At 48.0% G+C, this 23259-nt stretch carries 25 protein-coding genes and 2 other annotated features; all 25 genes read left to right on the plus strand.

The window, feature by feature from the left end:
• Positions 1-433 precede the first annotated feature (433 nt).
• Positions 434-1144: an MgtC/SapB family protein gene (locus tag A4U59_RS17105; protein WP_070121441.1), complete on the plus strand. Its 711-nt coding sequence runs from the start codon at positions 434-436 to the stop codon at positions 1142-1144.
• Between the two features lie 82 nt (positions 1145-1226).
• Positions 1227-1688: a CtsR family transcriptional regulator gene (locus A4U59_RS17110; protein WP_070121442.1), complete on the plus strand. Its 462-nt coding sequence runs from the start codon at positions 1227-1229 to the stop codon at positions 1686-1688.
• Between the two features lie 59 nt (positions 1689-1747).
• Entirely contained in the window at positions 1748-2290 is a 543-nt protein-coding gene (gene mcsA / locus A4U59_RS17115) for a protein-arginine kinase activator protein McsA (RefSeq protein ID WP_070121443.1), read from the plus strand.
• A gap of 1 nt (position 2291) precedes the next feature.
• Positions 2292-3377: a protein-arginine kinase McsB gene (gene mcsB / locus A4U59_RS17120; protein ID WP_070121444.1), complete on the plus strand. Its 1086-nt coding sequence runs from the start codon at positions 2292-2294 to the stop codon at positions 3375-3377.
• A gap of 7 nt (positions 3378-3384) precedes the next feature.
• Positions 3385-5808 carry an ATP-dependent protease ATP-binding subunit ClpC gene (clpC, locus tag A4U59_RS17125; RefSeq protein ID WP_070121445.1) on the plus strand — a complete coding sequence of 808 codons (2424 nt, stop codon included), beginning with the start codon at positions 3385-3387 and terminating at the stop codon, positions 5806-5808.
• A gap of 263 nt (positions 5809-6071) precedes the next feature.
• A complete protein-coding gene (gene radA, locus A4U59_RS17130) occupies positions 6072-7439 on the plus strand; it encodes a DNA repair protein RadA (RefSeq protein ID WP_070121446.1) in 1368 nt (455 codons plus the stop codon).
• 12 nt (positions 7440-7451) lie between these two features.
• A complete protein-coding gene (gene disA / locus A4U59_RS17135) occupies positions 7452-8525 on the plus strand; it encodes a DNA integrity scanning diadenylate cyclase DisA (protein WP_070121447.1) in 1074 nt (357 codons plus the stop codon).
• A 228-nt stretch (positions 8526-8753) separates the two neighbouring features.
• Positions 8754-9860 (plus strand): PIN/TRAM domain-containing protein, encoded by a 1107-nt coding sequence (locus A4U59_RS17140; protein ID WP_070121448.1) that lies wholly within the window; start codon positions 8754-8756, stop codon positions 9858-9860.
• A 245-nt stretch (positions 9861-10105) separates the two neighbouring features.
• The gene (gene ispD, locus A4U59_RS17145; protein WP_070121449.1) at positions 10106-10777 is read left to right on the plus strand and encodes a 2-C-methyl-D-erythritol 4-phosphate cytidylyltransferase; all 672 of its coding nucleotides are present in this window, start codon (positions 10106-10108) and stop codon (positions 10775-10777) included.
• A gap of 23 nt (positions 10778-10800) precedes the next feature.
• A complete protein-coding gene (gene ispF, locus A4U59_RS17150; protein WP_070121450.1) occupies positions 10801-11289 on the plus strand; it encodes a 2-C-methyl-D-erythritol 2,4-cyclodiphosphate synthase in 489 nt (162 codons plus the stop codon).
• 56 nt (positions 11290-11345) lie between these two features.
• On the plus strand, positions 11346-12815 hold the full coding sequence (gltX, locus tag A4U59_RS17155; protein ID WP_070121451.1) for a glutamate--tRNA ligase: 1470 nt from the start codon (positions 11346-11348) through the stop codon (positions 12813-12815).
• 43 nt (positions 12816-12858) lie between these two features.
• Positions 12859-13074, plus strand: a binding site (T-box leader).
• A 273-nt stretch (positions 13075-13347) separates the two neighbouring features.
• Complete coding sequence (cysE, locus tag A4U59_RS17160; RefSeq protein ID WP_070121452.1) at positions 13348-14010, plus strand: serine O-acetyltransferase; 663 nt, start codon at positions 13348-13350, stop codon at positions 14008-14010.
• Positions 13991-15391 (plus strand): cysteine--tRNA ligase, encoded by a 1401-nt coding sequence (gene cysS, locus A4U59_RS17165; RefSeq protein WP_070121453.1) that lies wholly within the window; start codon positions 13991-13993, stop codon positions 15389-15391. Before cysE ends, cysS begins: the two co-directional genes overlap by 20 nt.
• Positions 15392-15446: 55 nt before the next feature.
• Complete coding sequence (locus A4U59_RS17170) at positions 15447-15809, plus strand: Mini-ribonuclease 3 (RefSeq protein WP_070121504.1); 363 nt, start codon at positions 15447-15449, stop codon at positions 15807-15809.
• 1 nt (position 15810) lies between these two features.
• Positions 15811-16554: a 23S rRNA (guanosine(2251)-2'-O)-methyltransferase RlmB gene (gene rlmB / locus A4U59_RS17175; protein WP_070121454.1), complete on the plus strand. Its 744-nt coding sequence runs from the start codon at positions 15811-15813 to the stop codon at positions 16552-16554.
• A 6-nt stretch (positions 16555-16560) separates the two neighbouring features.
• Positions 16561-17070: an NYN domain-containing protein gene (locus A4U59_RS17180; protein ID WP_070121455.1), complete on the plus strand. Its 510-nt coding sequence runs from the start codon at positions 16561-16563 to the stop codon at positions 17068-17070.
• 44 nt (positions 17071-17114) lie between these two features.
• Positions 17115-17798 (plus strand): RNA polymerase sporulation sigma factor SigH, encoded by a 684-nt coding sequence (gene sigH / locus A4U59_RS17185; protein ID WP_245680583.1) that lies wholly within the window; start codon positions 17115-17117, stop codon positions 17796-17798.
• Positions 17799-18096: 298 nt separating this feature from the next.
• Positions 18097-18246 (plus strand): 50S ribosomal protein L33, encoded by a 150-nt coding sequence (gene rpmG / locus A4U59_RS21005; RefSeq protein ID WP_083270926.1) that lies wholly within the window; start codon positions 18097-18099, stop codon positions 18244-18246.
• Positions 18247-18292: 46 nt separating this feature from the next.
• Positions 18293-18466, plus strand: a complete 174-nt coding sequence (gene secE, locus A4U59_RS17190) for a preprotein translocase subunit SecE (RefSeq protein ID WP_070121457.1) — start codon at positions 18293-18295, stop codon at positions 18464-18466.
• 200 nt (positions 18467-18666) lie between these two features.
• Positions 18667-19200 carry a transcription termination/antitermination protein NusG gene (nusG, locus tag A4U59_RS17195; RefSeq protein ID WP_070121505.1) on the plus strand — a complete coding sequence of 178 codons (534 nt, stop codon included), beginning with the start codon at positions 18667-18669 and terminating at the stop codon, positions 19198-19200.
• 147 nt (positions 19201-19347) lie between these two features.
• Positions 19348-19773: a 50S ribosomal protein L11 gene (rplK, locus tag A4U59_RS17200; protein WP_070121458.1), complete on the plus strand. Its 426-nt coding sequence runs from the start codon at positions 19348-19350 to the stop codon at positions 19771-19773.
• Positions 19774-19877: 104 nt separating this feature from the next.
• Positions 19878-20582: a 50S ribosomal protein L1 gene (gene rplA, locus A4U59_RS17205; protein WP_070121459.1), complete on the plus strand. Its 705-nt coding sequence runs from the start codon at positions 19878-19880 to the stop codon at positions 20580-20582.
• Between the two features lie 44 nt (positions 20583-20626).
• Positions 20627-20773 (plus strand) — a sequence feature (ribosomal protein L10 leader region).
• 36 nt (positions 20774-20809) lie between these two features.
• Positions 20810-21313 carry a 50S ribosomal protein L10 gene (gene rplJ / locus A4U59_RS17210; RefSeq protein WP_070121460.1) on the plus strand — a complete coding sequence of 168 codons (504 nt, stop codon included), beginning with the start codon at positions 20810-20812 and terminating at the stop codon, positions 21311-21313.
• Positions 21314-21384: 71 nt separating this feature from the next.
• Positions 21385-21750 (plus strand): 50S ribosomal protein L7/L12, encoded by a 366-nt coding sequence (gene rplL, locus A4U59_RS17215; protein WP_070121461.1) that lies wholly within the window; start codon positions 21385-21387, stop codon positions 21748-21750.
• An 844-nt stretch (positions 21751-22594) separates the two neighbouring features.
• Positions 22595-23197 carry a class I SAM-dependent methyltransferase gene (locus A4U59_RS17220; protein WP_070121462.1) on the plus strand — a complete coding sequence of 201 codons (603 nt, stop codon included), beginning with the start codon at positions 22595-22597 and terminating at the stop codon, positions 23195-23197.
• Positions 23198-23259: the final 62 nt, after the last annotated feature.

Consider the following 23259-nt stretch of genomic DNA (forward strand, 5'->3'; position numbering starts at 1 on the left):
CCCTCAAAACCAAAAATTGTCCCGAACAGCCAACCCCGGGCTGTTCGTTTTCACAAGGAGGCAAACTGTCTGTTTTGCATTTGCCAGGCAGGAGCAGTCAGCCAAAACACGTTCATATAAACCAAATCCCTTTTCCCCTGCCGGTTTACGCCAATTTAATGTCATTGCGGTCATTCCACCAGGATTACCGCTCTTCTGCAAAATTCGGCTCCCGCCTCCTGCCGCCGCCAAAGCTCAGCATTGTAAAGACCGTTTTAAAATATCAGCAAGTCCAACACATTCTTTCATAAAATAATCTTCAGTTTGGCATATACTGAAATAAAGAAGCAATAACCGGCCATTCCAGAGCTTTTTGCGGTAATAAAGTCACTATATATAAAAGATAGTTATAGAAAGAGACAAAATGGGTAATTACAGAGGAGGGGGAAAGAAAATGGACAGCTTGATAGCAGATATCGGATACTCCGATCACATTTATGTCATGATGTTCAGGGTTTTTGTTGCTGCGACGCTTTCCGGGCTAATCGGACTTGAACGGGAAATTAAAAATCAGCCAGCCGGATTACGGACCCATTTGCTTGTGGGGATTGGTTCAAGTGTCATGATGATGCTTTCTGTATTCGGCTTTAGTGACTACATATACGAAGACTCGAATGTCCGCTTTGACCCTGCGAGGATCCCCTCTTATGTCATAAGCGGGATTGGATTTCTTGGGGCAGGAACGATAATTGTACGCGGAGCCGCTGTTAAGGGACTGACAACTGCAGCTTCCATATGGGTGGTAGCGGGGATCGGTCTTCTTGCCGGCAATGGAATGTATGACATTTCGATGGTGACGACGGTTACGGTGCTGATCAGTCTCTGGGTTTTGAATATGTTTGAAAATAAGATGCTTCGTTCGAAATCAGCACGGACTTTGCAGGTTACGGTATATCTGGAAAAAAACGTGCTGAGCACACTCCTATCCCAACTGGATAAAAAAGCGATAAAAGTCCGCCATATTGACGTTGATAAACCGTCCAATAAGAAGAACCTGGTGCGTTATACGCTCAGTATCGACAAGCCTAACCAGGAGACCAGGATTGAACTTATTGAAGAATTGACTGAACAGGAGTATGTCGAATCGATTCATTATATGGGGTAAGCTTTTATTTGCAAAAAAAGGGGAGCGGTTTATAATAGAAGTATAGTCAAATATAGTCAAAGTCAGAAGGGGGGCATGCAAAATGAGAAATATATCAGATATCATTGAACAATATTTAAAAGAAGTCCTGAAAGTAAGCGACGAAAAAATAGTGGAAATCAGGCGCCAGGAAATAGCAGAAAAGTTTCAATGCGTGCCTTCCCAGATCAACTATGTCATTAACACGCGTTTCACCGTGGAGAAAGGGTATATGGTGGAGAGTAAGCGGGGCGGCGGCGGGTATATCCGCATCATTAAGGTCGAAGCACATGATCAGGCTGATCTCATCGATCAGATGCTGGCTTTTGTCGAAAATAAGCTTCCTCAAAATGTAGCTGAAAATTTGATCGCAAGGCTTTTAGAGGAAGATATCGTCACGCAGCGGGAAGCGAAGCTCATGATAAGTGCCATTGACCGGGCCGTGATTCTTACCGATCTTCCCGAGCGGGATGAAATCAGGGCACGGATTATGAAGGCGATGCTCAGCGCCCTTAAGTATAAATAGGCAATTAAAAGGTGTATGCTGTTTAACACCGAATAGATTATGTAAGAGAGGTGAAGCCGATGGAATGCCAGAACTGTCATGAACGCCCGGCCACTGTCCATTACACGAATATCGTGAATGGGGAAAAGACAGAAATGCATTTATGTGAACAGTGTGCTCACCAGCAGGGGGATTTCTTTTCGGGTAATCAGTCTTTCTCACTGAATCATTTGCTTTCAGGATTGCTTAATTATGAACAGCCTGGCGCAGAAAGCAAGCCGTTATCATATGGGCAGCCGGAAGAACTGGCCTGTGACAGATGCGGAATGACCTACCGGGAGTTCACGAAGATTGGCCGGTTCGGCTGTGCCGATTGCTATGAAACGTTCAAGGGCCGGATCGAACCGATTTTAAAGAGAGTACATAGTGGTAATACGGTTCATGCAGGGAAGATTCCGAAACGGATCGGGGGCACCATTCATCTCCGCAAAGAAATGAATCGCCTGAGGGATACGATGCAGGAACATATCAAAGCGGAGGAATTTGAAAAAGCCGCAGAAATACGGGATCAGCTTCGCTCTCTGGAAAAGCAGCTGAACGGAGAAGAGGGGGGAGGCGAGTAAGATGTCGCTGGAACGATTTATCAATCAGGCACTCAGTCCGTGGATGAGTGACAGCGGACCGGATGCAGACATTGTCCTGAGCAGCCGCATCCGCCTGGCGAGAAACATTACATCCTTTATTTTTCCGACTCTTGCGAAGGCGGATCAGCTGGAAGAAGTTATCCAGCTTGCGGATGAGCATTTCGATCAGCAGTCATTGGATGGCAAGCTGCGGTTCGAATTGATCAGAATAGATGAGATCCAGCCTCTCCAAAAACAGGTGCTTATTGAAAAACACCTGATTAGCCCGGCGCTTATCGAAAGAGATAAGAGTGCCGTTTTGCTTTCTGAAGACGAATCGGTAAGCATTATGATAAATGAAGAAGACCATATCCGAATCCAGTGCCTGCTGCCGGGTTTTCAGCTGGCGGAATCATTAAGCTTATCCAACAGGCTTGATGATTGGCTGGAAGAAAAAATTGATTATGCGTTTGATGAAAAGAGAGGGTATTTGACAAGCTGCCCCACAAATGTCGGCACCGGTCTCAGGGCCTCTGTCATGATGCATTTGCCCGCGATGGTGATGACGGGGCAGATCAATCGGATCATTCCGGCAATCAATCAGCTCGGCCTTGTTGTAAGAGGAATTTATGGAGAAGGAAGTGAAGCACAGGGCAATCTCTTTCAAATCTCCAACCAGATCACCCTTGGCAAGTCGGAGGAAGACATCGTTGACGATTTGCAAAGTGTTGTGCTCCAGCTGATTCAGCAGGAAAGGGCATCACGAAGGCATTTGCTGCAGGCTTCCCGCATACAGCTTGAAGACCGGGTTTACCGGTCATTCGGCACCCTTGCCCACAGCCGGATCATCGAGACGAAAGAGGCGGCAAGCTGCTTATCCGATGTAAGGCTCGGAATCGACATGGGATTGATTAAGGATGTACCGAGAAATATTTTGAATGAGTTGATGGTGTTGACCCAGCCGGGCTTTTTGCAGCAATATGCCGGTGAACGTCTCTCCCCGGGAGAACGGGATGTACGACGGGCCGCATTGATACGCGAACGGCTGAGAATGGAAGACGATAAAGCAGATTCTATAGGAGGTTGATCTGAAAATGATGTTTGGACGATTTACAGAACGGGCTCAAAAAGTACTCGCATTGGCACAGGAAGAAGCAATCCGTCTCGGTCATAACAATATCGGAACAGAACACATCCTTCTTGGACTTGTACGAGAAGGCGAAGGGATTGCAGCGAAAGCCCTGCTTGCTCTCGGACTCGGATCGGAAAAAATCCAAAAGGAAGTTGAAGCATTGATAGGCCGCGGCCAGGACGTCTCCCAGACGATCCACTATACGCCGCGTGCCAAAAAAGTCATCGAATTATCGATGGATGAAGCAAGAAAGCTGAGCCACTCCTATGTGGGAACAGAACATATCCTTCTCGGCCTTATCAGGGAAGGTGAAGGTGTGGCGGCACGGGTGCTGAATAACCTCGGTGTCAGTCTGAACAGGGCCCGCCAGCAGGTGCTGCAGCTTCTCGGCAGCAATGATTCATCGTCAAGCCAGCAAAGCGGATCGGCTCAGGGTGCCAATACACCGACGCTTGACAGCCTTGCCCGTGATTTGACGGTCATTGCAAAAGAAGGCAGCCTCGACCCGGTCATCGGACGCAGCAAAGAAATCCAGCGCGTCATTGAAGTGCTGAGCCGCCGCACCAAGAACAACCCTGTCCTGATCGGCGAACCTGGTGTCGGTAAAACGGCGATTGCCGAAGGTCTTGCCCAGCAAATCGTCAATAATGAGGTTCCGGAAATTCTACGGGAAAAACGCGTCATGACACTTGATATGGGAACGGTCGTTGCCGGAACAAAGTACCGCGGTGAGTTTGAAGACCGCCTTAAAAAAGTTATGGATGAAATCCGACAGGCCGGCAATATCATTTTGTTCATCGATGAGCTGCACACATTGATTGGTGCCGGCGGTGCTGAAGGTGCGATTGATGCATCCAACATCCTGAAGCCGGCGCTTGCCCGCGGCGAGCTTCAGTGTATCGGCGCAACAACGCTTGACGAATACCGAAAATATATCGAAAAAGACGCGGCGCTTGAACGGAGATTCCAGCCGATTCAAGTTGATGAACCGACAAATGAGGAATCCATCCAGATTCTGCAGGGTCTCCGCGACCGCTATGAAGCGCATCACCGCGTCACGATTACCGATGAAGCGATCGAGGCCGCGGTTACGCTGTCCGACCGCTATATCTCCGACCGGTTCCTGCCGGATAAGGCGATCGACTTGATTGATGAAGCCGGATCGAAAGTACGGCTCCGTTCTTATACCGCTCCGCCAAATCTGAAGGAGCTTGAACAAAAGCTGGAAGAGGTTCGGAAAGAAAAAGATGCGGCCGTGCAAAGCCAGGAGTTTGAAAAAGCAGCATCACTCCGGGATACGGAGCAGCGTTTGCGTGAAGAAGTGGAAGAAACGAAAAAGAGCTGGAAGGAAAAACAGGGTCAGGAAAACACCGAAGTCACAGCTGATGATATTGCAATTGTCGTAGCGAACTGGACCGGTGTTCCGGTTTCCAAGCTGGCCCAGGAAGAATCAGAGCGGCTGCTGAATATGGAAGACATCCTGCATAACCGGGTCATCGGCCAGGCTGAAGCGGTGAAGGCCGTTTCCAAAGCGGTAAGGCGCGCCAGGGCAGGGCTGAAAGACCCTAAACGTCCGATCGGATCTTTCATTTTCCTTGGTCCTACCGGTGTCGGTAAAACTGAATTGGCGCGGGCCCTTGCAGAATCTCTTTTCGGTGATGATGATGCCATGATCCGGATTGATATGTCCGAGTACATGGAAAAGCATGCGACGTCCCGCCTGGTCGGTTCTCCTCCGGGATATGTCGGCCATGAGGAAGGCGGGCAGCTGACCGAGAAAGTACGCCGTAAACCTTATTCCGTCATCCTGCTTGATGAAATCGAGAAAGCCCATCCGGAAGTATTCAATATCCTTTTACAGGTGCTTGAAGACGGCAGGCTGACAGATTCGAAGGGAAGATCGGTCGATTTCCGGAATACGGTTGTCATCATGACATCGAATGTCGGTGCCAGCGAACTCCGACGCAACAAATATGTCGGCTTTGCGGTCGAGGATGAAAACCAGGATTATAAAGATATGAAATCTAAAGTGATGGAAGAGCTTAAAAAGTCATTCCGTCCTGAATTCCTGAACCGGATTGATGAAATCATCGTTTTCCACGCACTCGAGAAAGAGCATATCAAGGAAATTGTGAAGCTCATGGCCGACCAGCTGCGGAAACGCCTTTCTGACCAGGAGATCCATTTTGAATTGACAGAACCGGCAAAAGAAAAAATCGCAGATGAAGGCTATGATCCAGAATATGGGGCAAGGCCGCTCCGCCGCGCCCTGCAGCGTGAAGTGGAGGACCGTCTTTCCGAAGAGCTCCTGAAAGGAAATATTGAAAAAGGCAAGCAAATCATTCTTGATTATGAAGACGATGAATTCAAAGTGAAATCAAAATAATGACTGTGGCAGGGCCGGAAGACCGCAGAGTCTTCCGGTTTTTACTCTTGTCATACTGGCCTGCTTTTTCGGTTCACCCCATCATATTGCCCCGGCGGCGAAAACAGTTTTTCAAATGAGGCCGGCATGGAAAAAGTCAAGGAACCCGATGTGGACAGTCCATCTCCTGCCATATTGGCGTTTCTGCTTTTATATCAAATTTGTTATTTGTTATCATAAGTAAGAAACTACAGTGGTATTGTAAAAGTGAGGGTAATATATTCATGGGAAAAACGAAAACGAAATTCAGCTGCCAATCATGCGGCTATGAGTCACCGAAGTGGATGGGGAAATGTCCCGGCTGTGCTTCATGGAATACAATGGTCGAAGAGAAAGAACTGAAACAAGCCAAACGGCAATCATTTGTTACGTCTGACAACACAATTCATACCCCACAATCGATCACCAGCATTGAAATGGTTGCGGAAACGAGAGTCCATACGAAAATGCCTGAATTCAACAGGGTGCTTGGCGGGGGCATCGTACCGGGTTCGCTGGTGCTGATCGGCGGTGACCCGGGCATCGGTAAGTCCACCTTGCTTTTGCAAGTCTCTTCACAGCTGGCACTGTCCAAGGAGGAAGTTCTCTATATATCAGGGGAAGAATCGGTGAAGCAAACCAAGCTCCGTTCCGACCGGCTCGGAGTCAGTGCCGACCAGCTGTATGTCCTTGCCGAAACGAATCTTGAATTGATCACGCAGGCAATCGAACAGATGAAGCCCGGTTTTGTCGTCATTGATTCAATCCAAACGGTCTATCATCCCGAAATCCAGTCAGCGCCCGGCAGTGTGTCCCAGGTGCGGGAATGCACGTCGGAATTGATGCGGCTGGCGAAAACGAGAGGGATTCCGGTTTTCATCGTCGGGCATGTGACGAAGGAAGGGGCAATCGCCGGACCGCGCCTGTTGGAGCATATGGTTGATGCCGTCCTTTATTTTGAAGGGGAACGGCATCATACGTACCGCATCCTGCGCGCAGTGAAAAACCGGTTCGGTTCGACAAATGAAATGGGTATTTTTGAAATGAAGGAAGCCGGCCTTGAAGAAGTGCTGAATCCGTCGGAAATTTTCCTCGAAGAGCGTTCACAGGGAGCGGCAGGTTCGACAGTTGTCGCATCAATGGAAGGTACGCGTCCTGTGCTTGTTGAAGTCCAGGCCCTGATATCGCCCTCCGGCTATGGAAATGCGAAACGGATGGCGACCGGCATGGACCAGAACCGAGTTTCATTGCTAATGGCTGTTCTTGAAAAACGGGTCGGCATGCTTTTACAGAACCAGGACGCTTTTTTGAAGGTGGCAGGCGGCGTTAAACTGGATGAACCGGCAATCGACCTTGCCATCGCTGTGAGCATTGCCTCGAGTTTCCGCGATAAGCCTTCAAATCCGTTTGACGTGTTGATCGGTGAGGTCGGCCTTACCGGTGAGATACGCAGGGTTTCCCGTATTGAACAGCGAGTGAATGAAGCCGCGAAGCTCGGCTTTAAAAGGGCGGTCATCCCGGCTAAAAACCTTGAGGGCTGGGCGAAGCCTGCCGATATTGAAGTGATTGGCGTCAATACAATCAATGAGGCGCTTCAACATACAATACAATAGGAGGAGTACCCCATGAACGTCCATCGTCCCGGCAATAATATCAGCCAAATATTGCAGTTTGTGGCTCCCGGCACCCCGCTCCGGGAAGGAATAGACAATGTCCTCAGGGCGGGAACGGGCGGCCTGATCGTCCTAGGGAACCAGGAGAAGCTGAAAAAAGTCATTGACGGCGGATTTTTGATCAACTGCCCATTTTCCCCTTCTTCTTTATATGAACTCGCCAAAATGGACGGCGCCATCATTTTAACGGAATCAGGAAATAAAATTGTCTTTGCGAATACACAGCTCATTCCCGATAATTCGATTCCGACAACGGAGACCGGGATGCGCCACCGGACAGCAGAGCGGGTGGCTAAACAAACCGGATTTCTTGTAATTGCCGTATCAGAACGAAGGAATGTTGTGACGTTATATAAAGGGAATCTGAAATATGCCCTGAAGGACATGGGTGTCATTTTGACAAAAGCGAATCAGGCCGTTCAGACGCTGGAGAAGTATAAAAGCGTGCTCGACCAGGGCATCACGAATCTGGGGGCGCTCGAGTTCGAGGAGCTCGTCACGATGTCTGAGGTTCTGCAGGTCATTCACCGAATTGAAATGGTATTGAGGATCAAGCATGAAATCATCAATTATGTAAGTGAACTCGGAACAGAAGGGAGGCTGATCCGCCTTCAAATGACCGAGCTTGTCTCCAATGTCGAAGAAGAAGCAGCATTGCTCATCAAAGATTACAGCCTGCACCACGATATCGATCCGTTTAAGGCCATTGCCAGAATCCAGGAACTTTCCAACCATAATCTGCTTGATGACCAGGTACTGCTGAAGCTGCTCGGCTATTCAGTTACGGAAAACGCCGAGGAAACACCGCTTGTTCCGCGCGGTTACCGGATCCTCCATAAGATTCCGAGACTGCCGAGCCATATCATCGATAATCTTGTCCATGAATTCGGCCAGCTTCCGGCTATATTGAAGGCTTCCTCCGAAAAGCTGACGGTCGTGGATGGAATCGGCGAAATCCGAGGCAGAAAAATTAAGGAAGGCTTAAAACGGATTCAGGAGCAGCTATTTGTTGACAGGCATATTTAGACAGATGGTTACTCGGATTGACACTGTAATATTTTTGTGATAAAATAAATATTTTTGTAAAATTGACACCATCTGGCCTGTGTGCTATCCTTACAATAAAAAATTGATTGTTTTTAACAATTTCAGACGTAAGACCTCTGAAACTTTATTAAGTTTTCTACCGTATATATATTTTGAAGGGTTTCTTTTTGAACAAACTGTCAATAATGAAGAGGAGGAGGTGACCCGATGCTAAAAAAATTTGTGCAACTCTTTTTTATCATTGTCGGGGGCATGACAGGATATCTGTATATCCCGGCGTTACTTGAAGCCTTTAATCTATCGTTTGGCTCGGACTGGCTATTTCCGATCATCGGGGCTGTGATTGGAGCGGCATTATTCTTTTTATTAATGTTATGGCTTGCGGATTACGTTGTTGAATTTATTCGTAAAGTTGAGGACCTGCTGGTGAATGCGCCGGTAACGGATGTGATTTCCGGGACATTTGGATTGATCCTGGGACTGATTGTAGCGTTTTTGGTTGTTCTGCCCCTGAATGATATCGGCATCCAGATTGTAAACATTACGGTCGGTATTTTTCTTCCTTTGATCCTTGGATATCTTGGGTTCAGAGTCGGTTTCAAAAAGAAAGAGGAAGTCATCCATTTATTTTCAACGGCCCGCAAGGATTCTTCGAAAGACAAGAAAAAGGAAGATGATCAGGAACAGGAAGACGGCACTGCAGGAGGCTCGCTTAAAATCCTTGATACAAGCGTCATCATCGATGGACGAATTGCCGACATCTGCAAAACAGGATTTCTTGAAGGAACCTTGATCATTCCGCACTTCGTATTGGAAGAACTGCAGCATATTGCAGATTCATCAGATGCACTGAAACGGAACCGCGGCCGCAGGGGACTGGATATCTTGAATAAAATCCAAAAGGAACTCCCTGTCAATGTCGAGATTTACGAAGGTGATTTTGAAGATGTCCAGGAAGTCGACAGCAAGCTTGTGAAATTGGCGAAACTGCTTTCCGGCGTTGTCGTAACAAACGATTTCAACTTGAATAAAGTATGTGAACTCCAAAAGGTGGCCGTGCTGAACATCAATGATCTGGCTAACGCCGTGAAGCCGGTTGTCCTTCCTGGCGAAGAGCTGAAAGTCCAGGTCATCAAAGACGGCAAAGAGCATAACCAGGGTGTCGCATATCTTGACGACGGCACGATGATCGTTGTGGAAGAAGGCCGGGATTACATCGGCAAACATATCGATGTACTCGTTACGAGCGTTCTCCAGACATCAGCGGGCCGCATGATCTTCGCAAAGCCGAAGCTTCTTGAAAAAGCTTTATAAATACGGGTAATTCCTTTACTATAGGAAAGAGAGATGAAGCGCAGCTGCTTGAGGCTGCGCTATCTTCACTTTATTGTCCGGATACGGATTGAACCGCGGATGAAGCAGTTGCGTGACTTGGCCATAACCGTGGGGATAGGCGCATGCAGTTGGCCGGTTGAATGAATAGAAAGCGGCTTTGACCTGCTGATCCAGACGTTGCTAAACATCGGCCCTCAGCATTTCGGGGTAGGAAGAGGTGGAGAATGAAGTATTCTGTGGTCATACCGGCAGCGGGCCGGGGGAAAAGGATGAATGCCGGGAAAAACAAGTTATTCATTGACATGAATGGTGAACCTGTCATCGCCTATACGATGAAGGTGTTTGATAGGGAACCAGATTGTACGGAAATTATCCTGGCTGTACATAAAGAAGAAATGGGCGAATTCAAAAAAATGATTTCGCGAATTGGGTTTGAAACGGAAATCAAGCTGGCGGAAGGCGGGAAAGAACGGCAGGACAGCGTATATAACGGCTTGAAGAAAACAACAGGCGATATTATTCTCGTTCATGACGGGGCCCGGCCATTCATTACCGGAAATATGGTCGGCAGGCTTGCTGAAGCAGCGGCAGAGCACGGTGCGGCTATTGCGGCTGTGCCGGTCAAAGATACAATTAAAAAAGCAGAGGCCGGCTTTGTTACGGAAACAGTGGATCGGTCCACGCTTATGACTGTTCAGACACCGCAGGCTTTCCGTCGGGATCTTATTTTAAAAGCACATGAGCATGCCCGGCAAACCAGCTTTGTCGGTACGGATGATTCCAGCCTTGCCGAACTGCTTGGCTTTCCGGTGAAAATTATTGAGGGCAGCTACCGGAATATTAAGCTGACAACGCCTGAAGATCTCATTTTTGCAGAAGCGATTCTTGCTCAATAGAAAATAGAGAAGGGGGAAAACGAATGTTCCGAATAGGGCATGGATATGATGTACATAAATTTGCAGAAGGCAGAAAATGCATCGTCGGTGGAATCGAAATCCCATATGAATACGGGCTTGCAGGCCACTCCGATGCTGATGTGCTTCTTCATGCGATTGCAGATGCCTGCCTTGGCGCAGTTGGAGAAGGCGATATCGGGCGCCATTTTCCGGATTCCGATCCGGATTTCAAAGACGCCGATTCAGGAAAGCTTTTAGAGCACGTATGGAAAATAACGACAGATAAAGGGTACACGCTTGGTAATATCGACTGCACGATTATCGCCCAGGCGCCGAAGATGGCCCCATACATTGATGCGATGAGAGAGAGGATTGCCGGCTTGCTTGAAGCGGAGGCCGGTCAGGTGAACGTGAAGGCGACGACGACCGAAAAGCTCGGTTTCACAGGCCGGAAAGAAGGTATGGCTGCCGAAGCAGTGGTGCTGTTGCAAAAACTTGACCACCGGCAATAGACTGATAAAATATGACGTATGTAATGGAACGATAAAAGAAATGGAAGGTGTCTCAAATGACCAAAGAAGTAAGAGTGCGCTATGCGCCAAGCCCGACCGGCTATCTTCATATCGGAAATGCGCGTACAGCCCTATTCAACTACCTTTTTGCCAGAAACCAGAACGGAAAATTCATTATTCGCGTGGAGGATACGGACCAGAAACGTAATGTGGAAGGCGGGGAAGAGAACCAATTTCATTATTTGAAATGGCTCGGCATCGACTGGGACGAAAGTGTCGATAACCCTGGCGAATACGGCCCTTACCGCCAGTCTGAGCGCCGTGACATTTACGAAAAGCACTATAACAGCCTGCTTGAAAACGGCGCAGCTTACAAATGCTACTGCACAGAAGAAGAGCTGGAAGAAGAGCGTGAAGCACAGCGGGCCCGCGGAGAAATGCCGCGTTATTCCGGCAAATGCAGGCACCTGACGGAAGAAGAGCGCAGCAAGCTTGAAGACGAGGGACGCCAGCCGAGCATCCGCTTCAAAGTTCCGGCTGATAAGGTATATACGTTCAACGATATCGTGAAAAATGAGGTCTCCTTCGAATCAAATGGAATCGGTGATTTTGTCATTGTGAAAAAAGACGGGATGCCGACATATAATTTCGCGGTCGCAGTCGATGATCATCTAATGGAAATCACCCACGTGCTTCGCGGGGAAGACCACATTTCCAACACACCAAAGCAAATGATGATTTATGAAGCATTCGGGTGGGAGCATCCGGTGTTCGGGCATATGACGCTGATCGTCAATGATGAGCGGAAGAAGCTGAGCAAGCGCGACCATTCGATCATCCAGTACATCGGTCAGTACAACGACCTTGGCTATCTGCCGGAAGCGATGTTCAACTTTATCGCTTTGCTCGGCTGGTCGCCAAAAGGTGAAGAGGAAATTTTTACAAAGGAACAGTTCATTGAAATTTTCGATCCGGAACGGCTGTCCACGTCACCGGCCGTGTTTGATAACAAGAAGCTTTCCTGGATGAATAATCAGTATATGAAAGAGGCTGACTTCGAGCGGGTATTTGAAATGTCGCTTGAGCATCTTGTGAAAGCAGACAGGCTTCCGGCCGACATGGATGAAGAGAAGAGCAGATGGGCACGCGGCCTTGTCGAATTGTACAAAGAACAGATGAGTTACGCAGGCGAAATCGTCGAACTGAGCGATATGTTCTTCAAAACCGAGATTGAATATGATGAAGAAGCAATGGCAATCCTTGAAGAGGAGCAGGTTCCTGAAGTGCTTCAGGGATTCCTGGATCAGATTAAGAAACTGGGGAATTTTGAGGCGGCTGAAATCAAAAAAGCCATCAAAGCGACCCAAAAAGCGACCGGCCATAAGGGTAAAAAGCTGTTCATGCCGATTCGTGTCGCTACGACCGGTCAGTCACACGGCCCGGAACTCCCGCTGGCAATCGAGCTGCTTGGCAGTGAAGTCGTCGAAACAAGGCTTGAGCAGCTGCTGACAAAACTAAACGGTTAACATTTTCTCGGGTTTGTAATATAGTAAGAATAACTTAATCAGTGATAATGCGTCGATGGGGAAGAGTAGAAGTTTCTGTGCATGACAGAGAGGACTGCCGCGGCTGGAAGCGGTCCATGTCATAGGGATTTCGAAGTGCGCCCCGGAGCCTCTTATTGAAGCAACAGTAAATAAGAGCGGGACCCTGCCGTTATAGGGAGAGTTTGGAGCGGCTGCTTGCTGCTCAAACAGAGTGGAACCGCGCGTAAGCGTCTCTGTGCACAGGCACAGGGGCGCTTTTTTATTGTTAAGGAAATTATAAAATTTTTGCGTTGTGGATAAAAAGCGAGAAGGGAGTCATCCAGCTCCAGGCGCCAGCGGGAAAGATCACCTTCCTGCGGGTACCCCCGCTTATGCGTACGCCGCTAAGCGGGCGCCTTGCACTTTTGTTCATAAGGTTGTTCATTTGCGTCAAAAGGGAAGAACCCTGCCCGGATTATGTCATTTTTACTACACTGCCGGCGAGGACCGGAAAGAAGGGGGTACAACATAGATGTTCAAAATGCTTAAAGAAGATGTCGATGTCGTCTTTGACCAGGACCCGGCGGCCCGCAGTTACATTGAAGTCATCCTGACCTATTCGGGGCTCCACGCCATCTGGTCCCACCGTCTGGCCCACTGGTTTTTTAAACATAAATTCTTTTTCCTGGCCCGTGTCATTTCACAAGTAAGCCGTTTTTTCACCGGGATTGAGATTCATCCCGGAGCCAAGATCGGCCGCCGCTTTTTCATTGACCACGGTATGGGTGTCGTCATCGGGGAAACATGTGAAATCGGAGATAACGTCACGATTTTCCAGGGTGTCACTCTCGGAGGAACCGGAAAGGAAAAGGGAAAGCGCCATCCGACTCTTGAAGATAACACACTGGTGGCAACCGGCGCGAAAGTGCTTGGGTCGATAACAGTTGGAAGGGACTCGAAAGTCGGCGCCGGTTCCGTCGTCCTGCACGACGTGCCGCCGAATTCCACGGTTGTCGGGATACCAGGAAGAGTCGTGATCAAAAACGGCGTAAAAGTTCGGAGGGACTTGAATCATCAGGACCTTCCCGATCCGGTTGCCGACCACTTCAGGCAATTGGATAAAAGGCTTCAGCTGCTGGAGCAGGAATTAGCAAGCATGAAAGGGGAAAAACAACATGGCAATCCGCCTGTATAATACGCTCACACGTAAAAAAGAAGAATTCCGCCCGCTTGAGCCGGGCAAGGTAAAAATGTATGTGTGCGGTCCCACCGTCTATAACTATATCCATATCGGAAACGCCAGGCCGGCAATCGTATTCGATACCGTCAGAAGATATCTGGAATACCGGAATTATGATGTACAATTCGTCTCCAATTTCACAGATGTCGATGACAAAATCATCAAAGCCGCAAATGAGCTGGGCGAGGATGTCGGCATGCTTGCTGACCGCTTCATCAAGGCATACCATGAAGATGTCGGCTCACTCGGTGTTTTGAAGGCGCATGTCCATCCGCGGGTGACCGAGAATATGGATTATATCATCACCTTCATCAGCAAATTGATCGACAAAGGCTATGCATATGAGGCGGAAGGGGATGTCTATTTCAAAACCCGCGCCTTTGACGGATATGGAAAACTATCCCACCAGTCCATCGATGATTTGCGCATGGGCGCGAGAATTGAAGTGGGCGATAAGAAAAAGGACCCGCTGGATTTCGTTCTCTGGAAACAGGCGAAACCAGACGAAGTATACTGGCAAAGCCCGTGGGGAAATGGACGGCCGGGATGGCACATTGAATGTTCCGCTCTAGTCAAAAAATATCTCGGTAATACGATAGATATCCATGCAGGCGGGCAGGACCTGACATTTCCGCATCATGAAAATGAGATTGCCCAGTCAGAGGCATTGACAGGCCAAACATTTGCGAACTATTGGATGCATAATGGGTATATTAAGATCAATGATGAAAAAATGTCAAAGTCACTTGGGAATTTTGTGCTGGTCCATGACATGATCAAAGAAATCGATCCGCAAGTCATCCGCTTTTTCATGCTGTCGGTCCATTACCGCAATCCGGTCAACTTCAGTGAAGATTTGCTCGAAAGTGCGAAAAGCGGCCTTGAACGTATCAAAGCAGCCTACAGCAATTTGCAGCACCGCCTTGATAATACCGCAAATTTGACGGAAGGCGATGATAAATGGCATGTAAAATTAAATGTGCTCCAGGAACGATTTATTAAAGAAATGGACGACGATTTCAACACAGCAAATGCCATCACCGTTTTGTTCGAACTTGCAAAAGAAGCCAATCTGTATTTGCAGGAGAAAAACACGTCAGAGGATGTACTGAATGCGTTCATCAGCAAGCTGGCCGAATTTTCGGGTGTGCTCGGCCTTACGCTTGAAGGAGAACAAGAGCTGCTGGATGAAGATATCGAAGCGCTGATCGAGAAGCGGATCCAGGCCCGTAAAGACAGGGACTTTGCCCTTGCCGACCGGATTCGGGACGAACTGAAGGAAAAGAATATCATGTTGGAAGACACACCGCAGGGTACGCGGTGGAAAAGGATGTAGGCCGGTGAAACATAACGTTAATCCGAAATTGCTGAATTCACTTGCCCTCGCATATATGGGGGATGCTGTATTGGAGCAGGCTGTCCGGCTGAGGCTGATAGCAGGTGGGAAAGTGAAGCCGAACGGCCTGCACCATGCGGCCACCAGCTTTGTTTCCGCAAAAGGACAGGCACGGGTCATTCGCCGGCTGCTTGAAGAGGGGCGCCTGACGGAGGAAGAGGAAGGGGTCGTCCGCCGGGGCCGCAATGCCAAGTCCGGTTCGACACCGAAAAACACGGATGTGGCTACGTACCGCTACAGTACCGCCTTTGAGGCCCTGTTAGGCTATCACTATCTATCTGGAAATGAAGAGCGGATAGAAGAAATCATCGCGTGGTTTTTTGACATTCTAGAGAGCGGATCCGAAAGAGGTGAATAATATGGAATCTGAATGGATTATTGGCCGGAATCCCGTTCTGGAGGCGCTTCGCTCCGGAAGGGACATGAACAAGGTGCTTGTCGCTGAAGGGGCGCAAAAAGGGCAAATCCAGCAAGTGATCCAACTTGCGAAAAAGAATGGGGTCATCGTGCAGCAGGTGCCGAAGAAAAAGCTTGACCAGTTGGTGGAAGGCAATCACCAGGGTGTGGCAGCCGCCGTTGCCGCATACCAATATGCGGAAATCGATGACTTGTTTGCCGGGGCGGAAGAAAAAGGGGAAGCCCCCTTTTTCCTGATCCTCGATGAAATTGAAGATCCCCATAACCTCGGTTCAATCCTCCGGACGGCGGATGCGGCCGGGGTGCACGGCATCATCATTCCGAAACGGCGTGCTGTCGGCCTTACAGCTGCGGTTGCCAAGTCCTCGACAGGTGCGGTTGAATATGTGCCGGTTGCGCGGGTCACAAATCTCTCGCGGGCGATCGAGGAACTGAAAGAGCGGGGCGTGTGGATTGCAGGCACAGATGCTTCAGCGGACGAAGATTACCGGCAGCTTGACGGGACGATGCCGCTTGGGCTGGTCATCGGCAGTGAAGGCAAAGGAATGGGCAGAATTATTAAGGAAAAATGCGATTTCCTTATCCGCCTCCCGATGGAAGGCAAAGTGACTTCTTTGAATGCATCGGTTGCCGCAGCGCTGCTGATGTATGAAGTCCACCGCAAACGCCATCCGCTCGGGACTTAGAGACCGATGGATGTACTGCTTGTCGACGGTTACAACATTATCGGCGCTTGGGATGAGCTGAAACGGATGAAGGAAAATGATTTTGCCGGAGCACGGGACAAGCTTGTTGAAAAAATGGCGGAGTACCAGGCTTACAAAGGAATGCGCGTCATGATCATCTTTGATGCCCACCTCGTGCCGGGGATTGAAAAAAAGCATCTCCGGCATAAGGTCGAGATCGTGTATACAAGGGAAAATGAAACGGCGGATGAACGCATTGAAAAATTGGCGAAAGAGTTGAACGATGTCCGCACCCAGGTCCATGTCGCCACTTCCGATTATACGGAACAATGGGTGATATTCGCCCAGGGGGCACTCAGGATATCAGCGAGGGAATTGATTTCCGACATAAAAGAAATGGAAAATAAGATTTCGAAAGATGTAGAAACGAAACACCGGGTAAAAGCGAAATCAAAAATCCAGCTTTCTGATGAAGTGGCAGAATTTTTTGAAAAATGGCGCCGCGGCGAGCGGTGAACGGTTGACGGTGCTGAAGCGCTTACTGTATAATATTTCTATATATGATTGCTTGCGTGGTCGGGGGGATACGAGTGAGCATACATCTCAAAGAAAAAACCAACGGCATAAAATTTGACCAGTTTGAAGATGATGAGATTGTCAGGCTTGTGCACGCCGGCAACAGCGACGCGCTAGATTACTTGATTCATAAGTACAAAAACTTCGTCCGTGCAAAAGCCAGATCGTATTTTTTGATTGGGGCGGACCGGGAGGATATTGTCCAGGAAGGTATGATTGGCCTTTATAAAGCAATTCGCGACTATAAAGGGGACAAGCTTTCTTCTTTCAAGGCATTTGCCGAACTATGCATCACTCGTCAAATTATCACCGCAATCAAAACGGCGACACGCCAGAAACATATCCCGCTCAATTCTTATGTTTCATTGGACAAGCCCATTTACGATGAGGAATCGGACAGGACGCTCCTGGATGTCATTTCCGGAACCAAAGTTCTTGATCCGGAAGAACTGTTCATCAACCAGGAAGAGTTCGATGATATCGAAGACAAGATGACAGAGCTCTTGAGCGATCTTGAGCGCAAAGTCCTTATGCTCTATCTTGACGGCCGTTCCTACCAGGAAATTTCGGTAGATTTGAACCGCCATGTCAAATCGATCGATAACGCCCTCCAGAGGGTCAAACGAAAACTGGAACGGTATCTTGAATTACGGGAAATAAGCCTTTAAACAAGGCTTATTTTCCTTTTTGCAGGATTGGGGCACAGTCCGGGCCTATGCCGGAATGCGGACGGGACAGCGCCCCGCAAAACGGGCGGGGAGTTTGGCCGGCAGTCCGTGGAAAGCGAGTTGATTCTCCTGCCAATGGAAGAAAAGTCTGATTAAAATCTGGAAGCGAGGTTTAGTTCAGGCTTTTATGCTATAGTAGTGAGAGGAATCACCCCGCCTTTTATTGACAGTCAATAGGCTCTATGATATCTTTTTAAAAGTGGAAAAGCATGCTTTTGTATTTGGGTAGGTGCTCAAGATGAGAAAAAAAGTGATATTGGCCTGTACAGAGTGCCATAATCGCAATTATACGACAATGAAAAACACACAGCAGAATTCAGATAGACTTGAAGTTAAAAAGTTTTGCAAGCATTGTAATGCTCACACCATCCATCGAGAAACCAAATAACAAACAGCGGTACGGTTTTCCGATTAAAGTTGGAGGTTTAACCGGTATGATTAAGTTTCTTCGTAACGTAGGTAAAGAAATGAAAAGAGTCAGCTGGCCGAAGCGCAAGGAGTTGACGCGCTACACCATCACAGTAGTGACAACCGTAGCGTTTGTAGCGGTGTTTTTTGCGGTCATTGACATGGGCATTTCTTCTTTGATCCGTCTGATTCTTGAATAACCACGGCGGTTTTTTGGCTATAATGGTGAATGCATATACAGAAACGACAGAAAAAGCCCGGTCAACGGGTTTTTTGCACTTATGCAGAAAAGCAGAAGGCGGCCGCTAAGCGGCGATAGAAAAGCTGCTGTCCATATAGTATTATAGATAAAGGCGAGAATACATCCATTGAGGAGGGACGGACGAACTTGTCCGATGATATGGAAAAAAATTGGTATGTTGTTCACACGTACTCCGGTTATGAGAACAAAGTAAAAGCGAATTTGGAAAAACGCGTAGAATCCATGGGAATGCAAGATAAGATTTTCCGGGTCATCGTTCCTGAAGAGGAAGAGACGGAAATCAAGAACGGAAAGAAGAAAACGACGAAAAAGAAAGTGTTCCCGGGATATGTACTGGCTGAATTGGTGATGACTGACGACTCATGGTATGTCGTCCGCAACACCCCTGGTGTAACAGGATTTGTCGGATCCACAGGTTCCGGCTCAAAACCGATACCGCTTCAGCCTGACGAGGTAGACCGGGTGCTCAAGCGCATGGGAATGGAAAAACCTCAAACGGATGTGGACTTCGAGCTTAAAGAAACCGTCAAAGTGAAAGAGGGCCCGTTTGCCGACTTCACAGGCACAATTGAAGAAATTGATGCCGACAAGCAAAAGGTGAAGGTCCATGTAAACATGTTTGGGCGTGAAACCCCTGTTGAACTGGACTTTGCCCAGATCCAAACCATTTAAATAAATTTAAACTTGAAATGAGTTTGGATTAGTGATAAAATTTTTGTGTTTCACGATGTCTCAAACAGCAAGAGACTGATATAAAGAGTGGGAGGACAAAATTAGATTGTCCATTTACCACATCACGGACTTAAGGAGGTGTGTCTCGTGGCTAAAAAAGTAATCAAGCTTGTAAAACTGCAGATCCCGGCTGGTAAAGCAAACCCAGCGCCGCCGGTAGGTCCAGCACTTGGTCAAGCGGGTGTAAACATCATGGGATTCTGTAAGGAATTCAACGCTCGCACAGCGGATCAAGCTGGCATGATCATTCCAGTTGAAATTACGGTATTCGAGGACCGTTCATTTACATTTATTACGAAAACTCCGCCTGCTGCCGTTCTTTTGAAAAAAGCAGCCGGCATCGAGTCAGGTTCTGGTGAACCGAACCGTAATAAAGTTGCGACAGTGAAGCGCGATAAAGTACGCGAAATCGCTGAAACAAAAATGCCTGACCTGAATGCTGCCGACGTTGATGCGGCCATGCGTATGGTCGAAGGTACAGCGCGCAGCATGGGAATCGTTATCGAAGACTAATCCTGTGAATGGGAATGGAAGGTTGCGAGTGTGGGGTTTCCAATTCGCAACCTTTATTCGTGGGAGGTTCAACCGCTAATACCACATAAGGAGGAAATTTTAAAATGGCTAAAAGAGGTAAAAAGTACGTAGAAGCTGCAAAGCTTGTTGATCGTTCACAAGCTTACGCAATTGACGAAGCTGTAGAACTTGTCAAAAAGACTTCTACAGCGAAATTCGATGAAACTGTTGAAGCTGCTTTCCGCCTGGGTGTTGACCCTAAGAAAGCAGACCAGCAAATCCGCGGAGCAGTCGTTCTTCCGCACGGAACTGGTAAAACCCAGCGTGTTCTTGTTTTCGCAAAAGGCGAAAAGGCGAAAGAAGCAGAAGCTGCGGGTGCTGACTATGTAGGTGAAGCTGAGTACATCGATAAGATCAACCAGGGATGGTTCGATTTTGATGTCATCGTTGCGACTCCTGACATGATGGGCCAGGTCGGTAAGCTTGGACGCGTATTGGGTCCAAAAGGCTTGATGCCAAACCCTAAAACCGGCACAGTCACATTCGAAGTCGAAAAAGCAGTGTCCGAAATCAAAGCTGGTAAAGTCGAGTACCGTGTTGATAAAGCCGGTAACATCGCTGTCCCGATTGGCAAAGTTTCATTCGAGGACGACAAACTTGCTGAAAACTTCGGCACAATCCTGGATACACTTTTCAAAGTGAAGCCTTCCGCTGCGAAAGGCACATATATGAAAAATGCCGCAATCGCATCAACTATGGGCCCTGGAATCAAAGTCGACGTTTCCACTTTTGCAGCTGCAAAAAAATAAGTTGACTTTAAAAACCCGGCGTTATATAATTGGTGTCGGTTGTAAAAACTTAATCACTAATACCGTAGACAGCAGGTGCTGACCAGCTTAATTTCCTGCCGAGGTGTTCGATAAATGATGACGTGTCATCTTTGATGAGATCGAATACTTGCGCCTCTGTGTCTGCACACAGAGGCTTTTTTTATGAAACGCCTCACGGTATAAAAGAATTCATAGGAGGTGTCACGATGAGCAGTATCTTAGAACAGAAGAAACAGATTGTAGACGAAATTGCAGACAAGCTGAAAGCGAGCCAATCTACAGTTATTGTTGACTACCGCGGTCTTGACGTTGCAGAAGTCACTGAACTTCGCAAGCAGCTTCGTGAAGCTGGCGTAGACTTCAAAGTTTACAAAAACACAATGACTCGCCGCGCGGTCGAAAAAGCAGAATTGACTGACCTTAACGACGTTCTTACCGGCCCGAACGCAATCGCATTCGGCGGTGAAGATGTTATCGCTCCTGCTAAAATCATCAACAACTTCGCGAAAGATCACGAAGAACTAGAGATTAAAGCAGGCGTACTTGAAGGCAGGGTCGTGTCAGTTGATAAAGTGAAGGAACTTGCGGAGCTCCCATCCCGCGACGGTTTGCTTTCCATGCTGCTTAGCGTTCTTCAAGCGCCAGTGCGCAACTTTGCTCTTGCGACTAAAGCAGTTGCAGAACAAAAAGAAGAAGAACAGGGTGCTTAATCTGAATTCAACCAGAATTCAATCTTACGTTTTACGATAAATGAAAAAAGACATTTAAGGAGGATTTCAAGATGACTAAAGAACAAATGATCGATGCGATCAAAGAAATGACTGTTTTGGAACTTAACGACCTGGTAAAGGCTATTGAAGAAGAATTTGGTGTAACTGCAGCTGCTCCTATGGCTGTTGCCGGCGGTGCTGCTGGCGGTGCTGAAGCTGCTGAGCAAACTGAATTCGACGTTGTACTTGAAGCCGCTGGAAGCTCCAAAATCAAAGTCATCAAAGTGGTCCGCGAAATCACTGGCCTTGGCTTGAAAGAAGCGAAAGAGCTAGTTGACAACGCGCCGAAGCCGCTTAAAGAAGGCATTGCAAAAGAAGAAGCTGAAGAACTTAAAGCTAAGCTTGAAGAAGTAGGCGCTTCTGTAGAAGTTAAGTAATGACCGCTTGGAATAAAGAAAGAAAGCTCGCTTACACGTAAGCGGGCTTTTTTTAACGTAAATTGCTGCTGTGATTGGAAGCGGCGAGACAGGATTTCAGTTTTGGCAGACCGGGAATGAATAGTTGAAGGGCCTGCTGACGGGAGTGGAAAGGGTGAAGGACAAGAAGTTGTCCGGCTGCGGCGTGAATTTGTTTCCTGGCTGGCAAGCGGAGGGCGAACGGCGTGAAATCGTCTCTTTATGGCGCGAAAGTACAGTTGCCGCGTGAAAAACGTACGATACGGCGTGAAACCATCAGGTTTGGGCATGAAACTTGTGGGATTTGGCGCGAAAGAGTAGAGTTACGGCGTGAATTTGTTCCCTCGTACACGCGCCGGGAATATAAGGGCATGAAATCACACCGTTATGGCGTGAAACCATCCACCTCCCGCGCGAAACGGAGTAGTGGATTGCCACGAATCTGCCTTCACCAGGCGAAATCAGACCTACAATCATAAAAATACAATCAAAAACCCACTTAACACACTCAACCTGCTCAAACTATCCATAATCCGCAGAATTCAGCCAGGCATTAACACGGCAAGCGCATCAGTCGCCTTTTTCGCAGAATAACTCGGGAGCTTCCGCGACAGCACGATCAAGCTGGATCTCAGCCAGATGCGTTTTTCCCTGCAGGAGCCCTGGGCCTGCCGTCCCAACCAGCAATTAAGTTTCCACGCATGCATCCGATTAAAAAAACAGTATCACTCCGGGAATATTGGATGATCTCCTGCATAAACTAATAGGGTGCGGCAAAAAACGCGCCCCTCCCAAACAAATGATAGAGAGGTTGGGTCATTTTCATATGACAGAACATTATTATTCGGATCAGCCTTCAGTCGAAAGCGATCCTGTCACCTGGACATTTACACTCCGGGGTCATTCGTTGACGTTCACCTCAGATCAAGGTGTTTTTTCCAAAAAGGAAGTTGATTTTGGAAGCCGTTTATTAATAGAAGCATTTGAACTGCCTGAACTTGAAGGGGATCTTCTCGATATGGGCTGCGGGTACGGCCCGATCGGCATTGCGCTTGCAAAAGATTTTGAGAGCCGCAATGTGGTAATGGCAGATATCAATGAAAGGGCGGTGGCGCTGGCCAGGAAAAATGCCGATGCCAACAATGCCGGCAATACGGAAGTGTTGAAAAGCAACCTGTTTGAGGAAATTAATCGGCAGGACTTTGCGGCAGTCCTGACAAATCCGCCGATTCGTGCAGGAAAGAAAGTCGTCCACCGGATTTTTGAAGAAGCATACAGTCACCTGGCTGAGGAAGGGGAGCTGTGGGTTGTCATCCAGAAAAAACAGGGGGCGCCCTCAGCACTTGAGAAGCTCGGGGAGATGTTTGCTGAAGTGGATACAATAATGAAGAAAAAAGGCTATTATATCATAAAAGCAAAAAAAAGTTGACTTGATTTTTTGGCTATGATAGTATTATAAAATGCCAATGAATGATTTTTTGTACATTTTGT

It is taken from the genome of Bacillus marinisedimentorum (genome assembly GCF_001644195.2).
Classification (GTDB): domain Bacteria; phylum Bacillota; class Bacilli; order Bacillales; family Bacillaceae_O; genus Bacillus_BL; species Bacillus_BL marinisedimentorum.